Origin of the sequence: Nocardioides sp. SYSU D00065, from assembly GCF_017916425.1 — a bacterium.
In the GTDB taxonomy this organism is placed as follows: domain Bacteria; phylum Actinomycetota; class Actinomycetes; order Propionibacteriales; family Nocardioidaceae; genus Nocardioides.
The window spans coordinates 988,884-1,001,412 of record NZ_JAFMSX010000002.1 but is presented as its reverse complement, the minus strand read 5'-3'; the positions used below and the strand labels follow the sequence as shown (position 1 = coordinate 1,001,412).

The 12,529-nt window shown below is 72.8% G+C and carries 12 protein-coding genes; 4 read left to right on the top strand and 8 right to left on the bottom strand.

The window, feature by feature from the left end:
* Positions 1–5 precede the first annotated feature (5 nt).
* Positions 6–776: an alpha/beta fold hydrolase gene (locus J3P41_RS12880; protein ID WP_210650686.1), complete on the bottom strand. Its 771-nt coding sequence runs from the start codon at positions 774–776 to the stop codon at positions 6–8.
* 5 nt (positions 777–781) lie between these two features.
* Entirely contained in the window at positions 782–1,543 is a 762-nt protein-coding gene (locus tag J3P41_RS12875) for a hypothetical protein (RefSeq protein ID WP_210650685.1), read from the bottom strand.
* Positions 1,544–1,797: 254 nt separating this feature from the next.
* Here J3P41_RS12875 and J3P41_RS12870 point away from each other — a divergent pair, with 254 nt between their 5' ends.
* Both J3P41_RS12870 and J3P41_RS12865 read left to right on the top strand, forming a co-directional pair.
* Entirely contained in the window at positions 1,798–4,239 is a 2,442-nt protein-coding gene (locus J3P41_RS12870; RefSeq protein WP_210650684.1) for a LuxR C-terminal-related transcriptional regulator, read from the top strand.
* A 32-nt stretch (positions 4,240–4,271) separates the two neighbouring features.
* Complete coding sequence (locus J3P41_RS12865) at positions 4,272–4,733, top strand: VOC family protein (protein WP_210650683.1); 462 nt, start codon at positions 4,272–4,274, stop codon at positions 4,731–4,733.
* Between the two features lie 9 nt (positions 4,734–4,742).
* Here J3P41_RS12865 and J3P41_RS12860 read toward each other — a convergent pair whose 3' ends face one another.
* Entirely contained in the window at positions 4,743–6,551 is a 1,809-nt protein-coding gene (locus J3P41_RS12860) for a 3-hydroxyacyl-CoA dehydrogenase family protein (protein ID WP_210650682.1), read from the bottom strand.
* A gap of 79 nt (positions 6,552–6,630) precedes the next feature.
* Here J3P41_RS12860 and nucS point away from each other — a divergent pair, with 79 nt between their 5' ends.
* On the top strand, positions 6,631–7,317 hold the full coding sequence (nucS, locus tag J3P41_RS12855; protein WP_210650681.1) for an endonuclease NucS: 687 nt from the start codon (positions 6,631–6,633) through the stop codon (positions 7,315–7,317).
* Between the two features lie 204 nt (positions 7,318–7,521).
* Here nucS and J3P41_RS12850 read toward each other — a convergent pair whose 3' ends face one another.
* From J3P41_RS12850 to J3P41_RS12830, 5 genes are read right to left on the bottom strand one after another with little or no spacing between them, the layout of a single operon-like run.
* Positions 7,522–7,749: a hypothetical protein gene (locus J3P41_RS12850; protein ID WP_210650680.1), complete on the bottom strand. Its 228-nt coding sequence runs from the start codon at positions 7,747–7,749 to the stop codon at positions 7,522–7,524.
* A 38-nt stretch (positions 7,750–7,787) separates the two neighbouring features.
* Positions 7,788–8,399 (bottom strand): histidine phosphatase family protein, encoded by a 612-nt coding sequence (locus tag J3P41_RS12845; RefSeq protein ID WP_210650679.1) that lies wholly within the window; start codon positions 8,397–8,399, stop codon positions 7,788–7,790.
* The gene (locus J3P41_RS12840) at positions 8,392–9,297 is read right to left on the bottom strand and encodes an FAD-dependent oxidoreductase (RefSeq protein ID WP_210650678.1); all 906 of its coding nucleotides are present in this window, start codon (positions 9,295–9,297) and stop codon (positions 8,392–8,394) included. Before J3P41_RS12840 ends, J3P41_RS12845 begins: the two co-directional genes overlap by 8 nt.
* A 33-nt stretch (positions 9,298–9,330) precedes the next feature.
* A complete protein-coding gene (locus tag J3P41_RS12835) occupies positions 9,331–11,370 on the bottom strand; it encodes a protein meaA (RefSeq protein WP_210650677.1) in 2,040 nt (679 codons plus the stop codon).
* A gap of 58 nt (positions 11,371–11,428) precedes the next feature.
* On the bottom strand, positions 11,429–11,737 hold the full coding sequence (locus tag J3P41_RS12830) for an STAS domain-containing protein (RefSeq protein WP_210650676.1): 309 nt from the start codon (positions 11,735–11,737) through the stop codon (positions 11,429–11,431).
* A gap of 128 nt (positions 11,738–11,865) precedes the next feature.
* Between J3P41_RS12830 and J3P41_RS12825 the strand changes: the two genes are divergently transcribed.
* Positions 11,866–12,438 carry a cob(I)yrinic acid a,c-diamide adenosyltransferase gene (locus J3P41_RS12825; protein ID WP_210650675.1) on the top strand — a complete coding sequence of 191 codons (573 nt, stop codon included), beginning with the start codon at positions 11,866–11,868 and terminating at the stop codon, positions 12,436–12,438.
* Positions 12,439–12,529 lie beyond the last annotated feature (91 nt).

Here is a 12,529-nt window from a genome sequence, read left to right as displayed (position 1 = left end):
CCGGCTCAGGGCAGGAAGCGGCGCAGCACCTCGAGGAACACCTCGGGCTGCTCCGAGTGCACCCAGTGCCCGGCGCCCTTGACGAGCACGCGCCGGTTGCGCGGGAACCTGCGGTCCATCTCGCCGGCGTGCTCGTCGGCGATGTAGTCGGAGTCGGCACCGCCGACCCACAGCACCGGGCCGTCGTACGTCGCCTCGCCCAGCGCGTCGCCCGGCCAGCCGGTCAGCGCGTACATGTGGTCGCCGAGCAGGTCGAGGTTGACCTGCCAGGCCCACCCGTCGGTGGTGCGTCGCAGGTTCTGCAGCAAGAAGCTGCGCACGACCGGGTTGGGGACCGCCTCGCGCAGGGCCTCCTCGGCCTGGTCGCGTCGCTCGAGCGCGGTGACGTCGAGCGAGCGCATCGTCTCGATGTAGCCGACGAACTCACGCCCGCTGGGATAGGCCACGGGGGCGACGTCGACCACGACGAGGCGCTCGACGAGGCTGGGGTGCCGCAGTGCCAGGCACATGGCGATCTTGCCGCCCATCGAGTGACCCACCAGCGCGACCGGCTCGTCGCCGAGCGCCGCGGCGACGAGGTCGGCGAGCTCGAGGTAGTCGAAGGTCTCGGTCCAGGGCGATCGGCCGTGGTTGGGCATGTCGAGCAGCAGCACCCGGTGCTCGGCGCCGAGGGTCTTGGCGATCTGGCCCCAGTTCTTGCCCTGTCCGAACAGGCCGTGGCAGAACGCGACCCTGGGTCCGTGGTCGCCGATGACCGTGGTGTGCAGCGCGGCCATCCCGGTCAGAGGTCGAAGCCGTCGAACATGCCGCCGATGCCGTCGCCGATCCCACCGAACATGTCGCCGAGGCCCTCGCCGAGCGCGCCGATCCCCTCACCGAGGCCGTCGAACCCGCCGCCGAACAGCATGCCCATGAACATCCAGTCCATCGGCGAGAAGGCACCGAAGTAGCCGGCCGCGTAGGGCTGGTAGGCCCGGCCGCCCTGCCAGTAGGGGACGCGCCGCGAGCCGACCATCACCTTGCGGATGTCGGGCTCGGCCCCGGCGCGCACCCGCTCGACGTCGAGCGCGCAGGCGGGCACGTCGCGCGGTGTGCCGCCTGGCGGCGTCCAGGGCACGTCGGCGACGGACAGGCCGTGACGCGGGTCGAAGAAGCACGGCGGGCGACGCTGCGGCAGGGGCTGACCGGCGACCCGTGCACGCACGCACGCCATCGCGTAGCGGCCGTCCTCGAGGATCTCGGTCACGTGCTTGACGTCCTCGGGGCGGCTCAGACCGGCCGCCGCGACCTTGGCGGACTCGTAGGCGTCGAGTGCACGCTGGTAGTCGGCGTTGGCACCGGGGTCGAGCTGCTCGCCGGCGAGGTCGATGTCGAGGTCCTGCAGCTCGACGCCCAGGGCCGTGACGTCCTCCTCGGCGAGCCGCTTCACCGGCGCGACCTCGGCCTCCGCGCGAGCCAGCTCGCGCTTCTTGCCCGACTTCCCGGCGGCCACGGCCGCGGCCGTCAGCCCACCCAGGACGACGAGCACCAGGACGAGTTCCATGACCCCAGCCTACGCAGCGGCCTCAACACGCCGGCGCGGGCACGTACGCCTCCGCCCCCGGCGGGACCCGCGAGCAGATCACCCGTCGACCCCCGTTGACGGGTGACCTGCTCCCAGAGGCGGCCGGCGTGCGGCGGGACCCTCCCCTGTGGGCTCCCGGCGCCGTCGGCGTAGGAGAAGACTCCCGCGCACCGGCGCGATACGGCATCCGTAGTCCTACGTAACTGGCCCGCACGGAGCGATACATTCGACTGGTGCTGTCCCCCTGCCTCGGTCGCGACGAGGTCCGGCGTGCGTTGACCGAGGCCCTCGACGAGTCCCGGTGGGTGACCGTCGTCGGCCCGCCCGGATGCGGGAAGACGCTGCTCGTGCGCCACGTCGCCGCGGAGGCGTCGCAGTCCTCGCGGGCACCGGCGACCTGGGTCGACGCGCGCAACCTCCGCGACCTCGACGAGGTGCTGGTCGCCGCGTTGGAGAGCCTCGGCTCCGAGACGGCGCCCGGGGACTCCCTCACCGGTGCGCTCGGTCGTGCGGTGGACGGCCGGACGTGCCTGCTCGTGCTCGACGGCCTCGACCTCGACGCGACGGCGGCCGGGCCCGTGCTCCAGTCCGTGCTGGAGAGCACGACCGACGCGCGCGTGGTGGTCACGGCGCGGACCACCGCCGACCAGCCCCACGAGTCCGTCGTACGCGTGGGTCCGCTGCCGGTGCCGACGCCGCGAGCCCCGCTGGAGGGTCCGGCGGTCGAGCTGTTCCTGCGCCGGATCCGCTCGGCCGGCGGCAAGCAGGTCGACCTCGCCGCCCAGGCCCACGAGGTACGCCGGCTGCTCAGCGCCACGGGCGGCCTGCCGCTCCTCATCGAGCAGGTCGCCGTGCAGTCGGCGCTGGTGGGGCTCAGCAACGCGATGTCCACCGTGAGCCTCGACCAGGCGGTCGACTCGGCGCACGACCTGCTCGACGGCCCGACCGCCACGGCTCTGCGCCGCATCGGACTGCTCGACTTCCCGGCCGGGCTGGGCGTGCTGGCGCACGTGCTCGACGTCTCGGTGCCCGAGGCGGCCGAGCGTGCCGGCGACCTGGTGCGCCGCAGCCTGCTGGAGGTCGACCACCGCGGGCACTTCGACATGCTCTCCCCGATCCGCGGCCGGGCCCGGGCGCTCGCGCGTGCGGACGACATCGCCGCGGTCGACGCCGGGCTGCTGGCGTGGGCACAGAGCAACGCTCCGGTGCACGACAACTTCGGCGCGGCCGACGCCGAGTGGCTGCGCGACCTCCCCGCCATGCGACAGGCGGTGCTGACCGCGTGCGCCCATGCGCGGACCCGGGCCGCGGGGTACTCGGTGGCCAACCGCATCTTCTCCTCCCTCTACACCTCGATGCGCGCCCGCGAGGCGCTGGAGATCCTCGAGGCGGCGCTCGCCAGCGGCGACGGGCCGCCCGAGATCGGCGCCCAGGTGGCACGCCGGGCCGGCATCGCGGCCTCGGAGGTGCGCGGGACCTACGAGGGACTGTGGCTGCTCGACCGCGCCGACCAGCACGCCTCCGCGGCACCGCGCCCCGAGGAGCAGCTGGCCAAGACCGCCTCCATCCGCGCCGAGATGCACCTCGATGCGGGAGACCTGACGAGCGCCGAGCGCGAGGCCAGGCGCGCGATCGACCTCGACCCGCAAGGCTCCATCCGCCGCCAGGCGACGCGGACGCTCGCCGACCTGTACGCCTCGCAGGGACGCTTCGCCGAGGCCACCCAGGCCGCGAGCGAGGCGATGCCCGCGCGCACCACCCGCGACGAGCGCTGGATCGACCTGTCCGCACGCACGGTGCTGGCGCGCATCGCCCTCGAGCAGGGTCGCATCGCCGAGGCGGTCGCCGGCACCCGCGCCGTCGTGCTGGAGGCACGCGAGCTCGCCGAGGACCGGGTGGGCCTGCTCGCCGAGACGCTGCTGCGCGGGCTCGACCCCACCTGGGAGCCGAGCGAGGTCGTCCGCGACACGCTGCCGTGGGCCGTACGCCTGCCGGTGCTCGCCCAGGACGGGCGCGACCTGCTCGTGCGCGGCGACGTACGGCAGGCCGCCGGCCTCGCCGCCGACGTGGTCGCGCTGGCCGACTCCGCGCAGCTGGGTCGCGACGGCGTCGACGCCCGACTGCTGCTGGGCCGCGCGCTCGTGTCGCTGGGCGACCTCGACCAGGCGACGACGACGTACCTCACCGCGCTCGACCAGTGCCGCACGATGCGGCTGCCGCTGCGGGCCGCGGACGTGCTCGACGGCCTGGCCGGCGTCGCGCGGGCCCGGGACCTCAAGGAGGCCGGCGCGCTGGCAGCGGCCGCCTTCGCGCTGCGGACGCCGCGGATGGCGGTGCGGTGGGGCTACTCGGCCGACTACGACGTGGTGCCGGCCACCCGCGCGCCCGCCGGGTGGATCACGGGCGACGAGCTGGCCGCGGACTCGGTCGCCCTGATCACGGCGGTCTTCCACCGTCCGGCGACTGCTCCGCCATCGGTGCTCGACGCGCTGACGGCTGCGGAGAAGCAGGTCGCCGAGCGGGTGGCGCACGGCCTGACGAGCCGGGCGATCGCCGAGGAGCTCTTCGTCTCCCCCCGCACCGTCGACGCGCACCTGACCCACATCTACCGCAAGCTCGACATCAACACCCGTGCCCGGCTCGCGGCCCTGGTGATGGAGACGCAGCACCGCTAGCCGCTGTCGGTGGACGCTGCCAGCATGCGGTCATGAGCCGGACCGTGCAGGTGACCTTCGACGCCCACGACCCCGAGGCGCTCTCCCGCTTCTGGGCAGACGCGCTGGGCTACGTCCATCCGCCTCCCCCGGGCCGTGACCTCGAGCCCGGGCAGGACCCCTTCGAGGCCTGGCACGACTTCCTCGCGCAGCTGGGCGTGCCGGACTCCGAGTGGGGCTCCGCGTCCGCCGCCCAGGATCCCGACGGCGGCGGGCCTCGCCTGTTCTTCCAGCGGGTGCGCGACGGCAAGTCGGCCAAGAACCGGGTGCACCTCGACATCCGGGCCGCACCCGGTCTGCAGGGCGAGGAGCGAATGGCGGCCCTCGAGGCCGAGTGCGAGCGGCTGGTCGGCCTCGGCGCGACGCGGGTGGAGCGGCACGAGCCGGCGCCGCCGATGACGCACGGTCACATCGTCATGCGAGACCCCGAGGGCAACGAGTTCTGCCTCGACTGACGCGGCAGCTCAGCGCGAGCCGTAGTCCCGGAAGCCGCGGCCGCTCTTGCGCCCGAGGTAGCCCGCCGTCACCAGGTGCTCCAGCAGCGGAGCCGGGCTGAAGCCGGGCTCGCGGAACTCGAGGTAGAGCTCCTTCTGGATCGCCAGCGACACGTCGTTGCCCACCACGTCGAGCAGCTCGAAGGGCCCCATCGGCAGCGCGCAGCCCTCCTTCATCGCGGTGTCGATGTCGTCGGCGGTGGCGTAGTGCGCCTCGAGCATCTTCACCGCGTCGTTGAGGTAGGGGAAGAGCAGCGCGTTGACGATGAAGCCCGCCCGGTCGCCGCACCGCACCGCCACCTTGCCCAGCCGCTCGCACAGGGCCAGCGCGGTCTCGGTGACCGTCTCGTCGGTGGCGACGGTGGAGACCACCTCGACCAGCTTCATCGCCGTGGCGGGGTTGAAGAAGTGCATGCCGACGACGTCCTGGGGACGCGTGGTCGCCGCGGCCAACGAGATGATCGGCAGGGACGAGGTCGTGGTCGCCAGGATCGCCCCGGCCCCTCCCCTGCCGCCGGTGCAGACCTGGTCGAGGCGCTCCATCAGCGAGGTTTTGGCGCTCAGGTCCTCGGCGATCGCCTCCACCACGAGGTCGACGTCGACGAGGTCCTCGAGCGAGGTGGTGCCGCGCACCCGACCGAGCGCCTCGGTCCTCTCCTCCTCGGTCGCGCGTCCGCGCTGCACCTGCTTGTCGAGGCTGCGGGTGATCGCGGCCACGACGCCGTCGACCTTGCCCTGGGCGCGACCCGCGAACGCGACGTCGTAGCCGGCCCTGGCGAACACCTCGACGATGCCCGCGGCCATCGTGCCGGTGCCGACGACGCCGACGGACCGGACGTCGTGTCGCATCTGGGGCTTCTCGTCCTCGCTGGGAGTCTGGGCGTCGGCGACCACGACGGGTGAGTCGGGCGCCTCGTAGGTGTAGAACCCGCGGCCCGACTTGCGGCCCAGCAGTCCGGCGGTGACGTACTGCTTGAGGATCGGCGCCGGCGCGTGCAGGCGGTCGCGGCCCTGCTTGTACATCGTGTCGAGGATCTCGTAGGCCGTGTCGAGCCCGATGAGGTCGAGCAGCGCGAGCGGGCCCATCGGGTAGCCGCAGCCGAAGCGCATGGCCGCGTCGATGTCCTCGCGCGAGGCGTACTTGGCCTCGTACATCGCGACCGCGTGGTTGAGGTAGCCGAAGAGCAGCGTGTTGGCGATGAAGCCCGCCTTGTCGCCGCAGACGACCGGGTTCTTGCCGATGCGGCGCAGGAGGTCGACCACGTCGGCCAGCACGTCGGGCTCGGTCACGACCGTGCGGACGACCTCGACGAGGCTCTGCACGGGGGCGGGGTTGAAGAAGTGGACGCCCACGACCCGCCCCGGCTTGGAGTTGGCAGTCGAGATCTCGGTGACGCTGAGCGACGACGTGTTGGTCGCCAGCACCGCCTCGGGCCGCACCACGTCGTCGAGGGCGCGGAAGATCGACCTCTTGACCTCCAGCGACTCCACGACGGCCTCGATGACGAGATCGGCGACCTCCAGGTCCTGCATCCGGGTGGTGAGCGTGATCCGGCCGAGCAGGTCGGCCTGCTCCTGCTCGGTCATCTTCTCGCGCCTCACCGCACGCCCGGTCGAGTGCTCGAGGTGCTGGCGGCCGCGCTCCAGCGCCGCGTCGGTCACCTCGACGCCGATGACCGAGTAGCCGTTGCGCGCGAAGACCTCGGCGATGCCGGCGCCCATCGTGCCGAGGCCGATCACGCCGACGGTGCTGAGCTCGCGAGTGGTCACGTCAGTCATGCCCCGCATGCTCCCACGGGGTCCTGGCTTCGCGGGTGTGGCGACGGTCACGCCCGGCACCCCTGTAGATTTCCCCGTCGTGAGGATCGTCGTCGCGCGCTGCCAGGTCGACTACGCAGGCCGGCTGACGGCGCATCTCCCGCTCGCCACCCGGGTGCTAATGCTGAAGTCGGACGGCTCGGTGCTCATCCACTCCGACGGCGGCTCCTACAAGCCGCTGAACTGGATGTCGCCGCCCTGCACCGTGCGCGAGGGGGTCTCCGAGGACGGTCGCGCCGAGTGGCTGGTCACCGCGACGAAGACCGACGACACGCTGCGCATCCTCATCGACGAGGTCCTCCACGACACCTCCCACGACCTCGGCGTCGACCCCGGTCTGCAGAAGGACGGCGTCGAGAAGCACCTGCAGGAGCTCCTCGCGGAACACCCGGCCTCCCTGGCCGACGGGCTGACGCTCGTGCGCCGTGAATACATGACGGCCATCGGACCGGTCGACCTGATGTGCCGCGACGCCGACGGCCTCTCGGTCGCGGTGGAGATCAAGCGCCGCGGCGAGATCGACGGCGTCGAGCAGCTCACCCGCTACCTCGAGCTGCTCAACCGCGACCCGCTGCTCAACGCCAGGGGCCCCGTACGCGGCATCTTCGCCGCCCAGGAGATCAAGCCGCAGGCCCGCGTGCTCGCCACCGACCGCGGCATCGCCTGCGCCCTCGTCGACTACGACGCCCTGCGCGGGATGGACGACGCCGAGCACCGCCTGTTCTGAGCGGTGGCGGCACGCCGCCTTGGGCCGGGCGGGACGGCGCTCGTTGCGATCACCGGCTAGCCGGGGATCGCAACGTCACCGTGGAGGATCCGAGCCACCAGGTGACGCGGATCCTCCACGATCACGCGCCGCCCCGCGCGACCGCGCCCGCGACCGCGCTGGCGCTGGCCGTGCCCTGACGAGCGTCTCGTCGGGCGGGCAGGATCAGGCGGCCTTGCCCTTGCCCGGGCCCTTCTGGCCGGAGGTGACGCTGACCTTCACGAGCCGACGCTTCTTCACGGTGTAGCCCGGGGGCAGGGTGCCCTCCTTGAGCATGCGCAACGGGCAGCGCTTGCACTTGGTCGAGGAGACGCAGCACTTCTTCTTGGGCAGCTTGGCGACCTTGGCCTTGCCCTTCTTCGCAGCGCTCTTGCCCGCGCTCTTCGAACCCACGCCGCCACCCTACCCCGGCTGATGAGGCAAGCCTTACCTCACGTCAAGGGATGCCCGGCCCAGGAGCGACACACCCAGCCGTCGGCGTCGGCCTCGAGCTCGACGAGGTCGCAGTTCGCCAGCGGCACGTCCAGCGCGTGACCCGGTGACACGTTGCGCGCCAGGGCCGGCACCCCCGCGCAGATGGCACCGCCGTGGCTGACCACCAGGGCCGCCTCGCCGCGGTGCGCGTCCGCGACCTCGGCCAGTACCTCGCTCACGCGGCCGACGACCTCCGCCCCGCTCTCGGCCCCCTCGACGCGCGCGTCGAGGTCACCGGCGACCCAGGCGGCGAAGGTCTCGCGGAAGGGGTCCGGGTTGCCCGTGCCCCCGGCGTGCACGCCGACCCCGAACTCGCGCAGTCCCTCCCGGACCACGACGTCGACGCCCAGCGCCCCGGCCACGATCTCGGCCGTCTGCACGGCCCGCGACATCGGGCTGCTCCAGACCCGGGCGATCCGCTCGGGGACCAGCCGCTCGGCCAGCTCCCGCGACTGCTGCCGGCCGAGCGGGCTGAGCCAGCCGCCGGAGTCGCTGAGCAGCTCGCTCTCGTAGTCCGCCGCCCCGTGCCGGACCACGAGGACCCGCGCGGCGCACTGCAGGTCACTCATCGACGAGCCGGACCACCTCGGCGGCGCAGCCCCACGACAGGGTCACCCCGGCTCCGCCGTGCCCGTAGCAGTGCACGACGTGCCCCACCCGCTCCAGGCGCACCTCAGGGCGGGCCGGACGCAGGCCCACCTTGTGCCGCAGCACCCGCGCCCCCTCGAGCTGCGGGACGAGCGCAATGGCGCGGTGCAGCAGCTGCTCGGCGACGACCGGGTCGGGCGTGCGGCTCCACTCCCCCTCGGCGTCCGTCCCGCCCACCACGATCTCGTCGCTGCGCGGCACGACGTACGTCGGGCCGGTCGCGTCCAGGGTCCAGCGGTCCAGGCCGATCTGCTCGACGACCACGACCTGACCCCGGACCGGCGTGACGTCGCGGTCCGCGCCGAAGTGCCGCGCCCCCAGTCCCGTCGCGTTGACGACCACCGCGCCGTCCTCCGGCAGCGCGGAGAGGTTCATCCGGGTCACGGTGCCGCCGAGCTCGGCGATGCGGGCGCCGAGCCAGCGCAGGTGCACCGGCATGTCGACCACGGGGCTGACGAACGTCCAGCCGTCGGCGTACCCCGCAGGCAGCGAGGTCTCCCGGTCCAGCGACGGGACGGCCGCGCGCCACCACGGGTCCGGCTGCGGGGTGGGAAGGACCTCGGTGCCGGTGAGCATCCGCACGCCGGTCCGCTCGTCGCCCGCGAGCGCGGCGAGGACGTCGTACGACGTACGCGCCCACGCGGCGACCCGGTCGTGCGGACCCGCACGGTAGGGGTACCAGAGCGCCGCGGCGACCGCGGACGTCGTCTCCAGCGGCAGGTCCCGGGCCACGACGTCGACCCGATGGCCCGCCTCGAGCAGCCGGACGGCGCACGTCAGGCCGATCACGCCGGCCCCGACCACGATCACACGTCGCATGACAGGGCAGTCTGCCAGCAGCCGGGGACGCGGTCAGTCCAGTCCGTTGGCCCTGCGGATGACGTCGACGAAGCCGTCCATGATCTCGGTGAGTCCGAAGTCCTTGGGCGTGTAGACCGCTGCCACCCCGCGCTCGAGCAGCGCCCGGGCGTCCGAGCCGGGGATGATGCCGCCGACGATGACCGGCACGTCGTCGAGCCCGGCGGCGGCGAGGCCGTCCAGCACGTCGGGCACCAGCTCCATGTGGGACCCGGACAGGATCGAGAGGCCGACCAGGTGCACGTCCTCCGCGACGGCGGCGGCGACGATCTCCGCGGGCGTCAGCCGGATCCCCTGGTAGACGACCTCGAAGCCGGCGTCGCGAGCGCGTACGGCGACCTGCTCGGCGCCGTTGGAGTGCCCGTCGAGACCCGGCTTGCCGACCAGCACCCGCAGCCGGCCGCCCAGCTCCTCGCCCGTCGCGCGGACCCGCTCACGCACCGCGCCCAGGTCGGCACCGGCGGAGCCGACCTCGGACACCGCGCCGACCGCGCCGGTGACCCCGGTCGGCGCCCGGAACTCGCCGAACACCTCCCGCAGCGTGCCGGCCCACTCCCCCGTGGTGGCTCCCGCGCGGACGGCGGCGAGCGTCGGCTGCATCAGGTTGGCGTCGGACCTGGCGGCCTCGGCGAGGGCGGCCAGCGCCGCGGCGACCGCACTCTCGTCGCGCTGCGCCTTCCAGGCCTCCAGGCTGGCGAGCGCTGAGCGCTCGGCCTCGGGGTCCGGAGCCTGGATCGCAGCGTCGAGGTCGGCCGTCAGCGGCGAGGGCTCCGTGGTCTCGAACCTGTTGACGCCGACGATGATCTCCTCGCCCGACTCGATGCGAGCGCGGCGAGCCGCATGGGCGGAGACCAGGTTCTGCTTCATGTAGCCCGACTCCACGGCCGCGATCGCGCCGCCCATCGCCTGGACCCGGTCGATCTCGGCCTTCGCCCCCTCGATGAGCTCGGCGACCTTCGCCTCGATGACGTGGCTGCCGGCGAAGATGTCGTCGTACTCCAGCAGGTCGGACTCGAAGGCCAGCACCTGCTGCAGGCGCAGCGACCACTGCTGGTCCCAGGGGCGCGGCAGGCCCAGCGCCTCGTTCCACGCCGGCAGCTGCACGGCGCGGGCGCGAGCGTCCTTGGACAGGGTCACGCCGAGCATCTCCAGCACGATGCGCTGCACGTTGTTCTCCGGCTGCGCCTCGGTCAGGCCGAGCGAGTTGACCTGCACGCCGTAGCGGAACCGCCTCATCGTGGGGTCGGTGACGCCGTAGCGCTCCCGGGTGATCTCGTCCCACAGCCGCACGAAGGCCCGCATCTTGCAGGTCTCCTCGATGAAGCGCACGCCCGCGTTGACGAAGAAGGAGATCCGCCCGACCACCTTCTCGAAGTCGTCGTCGGAGACCTGCCCCGAGTCCCTCACCCGGTCGAGGACCGCGATCGCCGTGCACAGGGCGTACGCCAGCTCCTGCACCGGCGTCGCGCCGGCCTCCTGCAGGTGGTAGCTGCAGATGTTGATCGGGTTCCACTTCGGGATCTCGTGGACGGTGTAGGCGATCAGGTCGCCGATCAGGCGCAGCGACTGCTCCGGCCCGAAGACGTACGTCCCCCGGGACAGGTACTCCTTGATGATGTCGTTCTGCGTGGTGCCGGCGAGCCGGTGGGCGACCTCGTCGGGGGTGAGGTCGGGGTTCTGCTCCTCGGCCACGACCTGGTACATCGCAAGCAGCCACATGGCGGTGGCGTTGATGGTCATCGAGGTGTTCATCTCGGTGAGCGGGATGTCCGCGAAGAGCTTGCGCATCTCCCCCAGGTGCGCGACGGGGACGCCGACCTTGCCGACCTCCCCGCGGCTGAGCGGGCTGTCGGGGTCGTAGCCGGTCTGCGTGGGCAGGTCGAAGGCCACGCTCAGGCCCGTCTGGCCCTTGGCCAGGTTGCTGCGGTAGAGCGCGTTGGACGCCTCCGCCGTGGAGTGGCCGGCATAGGTGCGCATCACCCAGGGACGGTCCTTGGCGGGGCGGTCCGGCTGCGGGCCCGGGGACGGGGTCATTCCGACAGGGTAGGACGTTGTTACCGGCCAGTCACCGGCGAATCGTGTGACCCATTTCTCAGGCGCTGGCCGCCGCCCGCTCGACCTCGAGGGCGTGCGCGAGCCGCGCGAGGTGTGCCATCCGGCGCACGGCAGGGCCGGGGTTGCGCACCGTGAGGTGGTGTCCGGCGAGCCAGGCGTGCCGCGTCGCCACGGCCAGCAGGCGCAGCGCCGTGACGTCGATGGTGGACACCTCGCTCATGTCGACGACCACGTCGGCGTCGAGGTCGTCGATCCGCTCGTAGATGGCGGCTCGGACCTCCCACGTGCTGCGCACGTCGAAGGCGCCGCGCAGGACGAGCGTGTCGCCGTCGGTCACGATGTCCATCGGGTTCTCCTCACCCGGCGTCCCCCGTCGCGGCCGCCGTGCTGTCGCTCCCAGGACGCCGTTGTACCCCGATCGGTTGCCTCCATGCCGCACCCGTGCGGCGAGTCCCGCCCGTTAGGCTCCGCCGCATGGTCAACCTGACGCGCATCTACACCCGTACGGGCGACGCCGGCCGCACCCGGCTCGGCGACATGAGCGAGACGTCGAAGACCGACCTGCGCCTCGAGGCGTACGCCTGCGTCGACGAGGGCAACGCCCACATCGGCGTCGCGCTGGCGCACGGCGGGCTGGACGACGACGTCGTCGCGGTGCTCACCCACGTGCAGAACGACCTCTTCGACGTCGGCGCCGACCTCTCGACGCCGGTCGTGCCCGACCCCGAGCACCCGCCGCTGCGCGTCGAGCAGGACTACGTCGACCGGCTCGAGGGCTGGTGCGACCACTACAACGAGGACCTGCCGGCCCTGCGGTCGTTCATCCTCAACGGCGGCACCGTCGCTGCTGCGCACCTGCACGTGGCGCGCACCGTCGTACGCCGTGCCGAGCGGGCCGGATGGGCCGCCTGGGCCGAGCACGAGGACTCCATGAACCTGCTCGCGCTCACCTACCTCAATCGTCTCTCCGACCTCCTCTTCATCCTGGCGCGGCACGCGAACCGGGAGAACGGCGACCTGCTGTGGGTGCCGGGCGGCGAGCGCTGAGTCCCATCCGCTCGCTCGCCGCACGCGGCCGGGCAGGCGCGACGTAGCGCTGTGGAGAGCGCCGGCCGGTTGTCGCCGCACGGTGACACGA

Coding starts and splice junctions, on each gene's coding strand:
- J3P41_RS12880 (WP_210650686.1), bottom strand. CDS start 776: ATGGCCGCGCTGCACACCACGGTCATCGGCGACCACGGACCCAGGGTC.
- J3P41_RS12875 (WP_210650685.1), bottom strand. CDS start 1,543: ATGGAACTCGTCCTGGTGCTCGTCGTCCTGGGTGGGCTGACGGCCGCG.
- J3P41_RS12865 (WP_210650683.1), top strand. CDS start 4,272: ATGAGCCGGACCGTGCAGGTGACCTTCGACGCCCACGACCCCGAGGCG.
- J3P41_RS12860 (WP_210650682.1), bottom strand. CDS start 6,551: ATGACTGACGTGACCACTCGCGAGCTCAGCACCGTCGGCGTGATCGGC.
- J3P41_RS12845 (WP_210650679.1), bottom strand. CDS start 8,399: ATGAGTGACCTGCAGTGCGCCGCGCGGGTCCTCGTGGTCCGGCACGGG.
- J3P41_RS12840 (WP_210650678.1), bottom strand. CDS start 9,297: ATGCGACGTGTGATCGTGGTCGGGGCCGGCGTGATCGGCCTGACGTGC.
- J3P41_RS12835 (WP_210650677.1), bottom strand. CDS start 11,370: ATGACCCCGTCCCCGGGCCCGCAGCCGGACCGCCCCGCCAAGGACCGT.
- J3P41_RS12830 (WP_210650676.1), bottom strand. CDS start 11,737: ATGGACATCGTGACCGACGGCGACACGCTCGTCCTGCGCGGCGCCTTC.
- J3P41_RS12825 (WP_210650675.1), top strand. CDS start 11,866: ATGGTCAACCTGACGCGCATCTACACCCGTACGGGCGACGCCGGCCGC.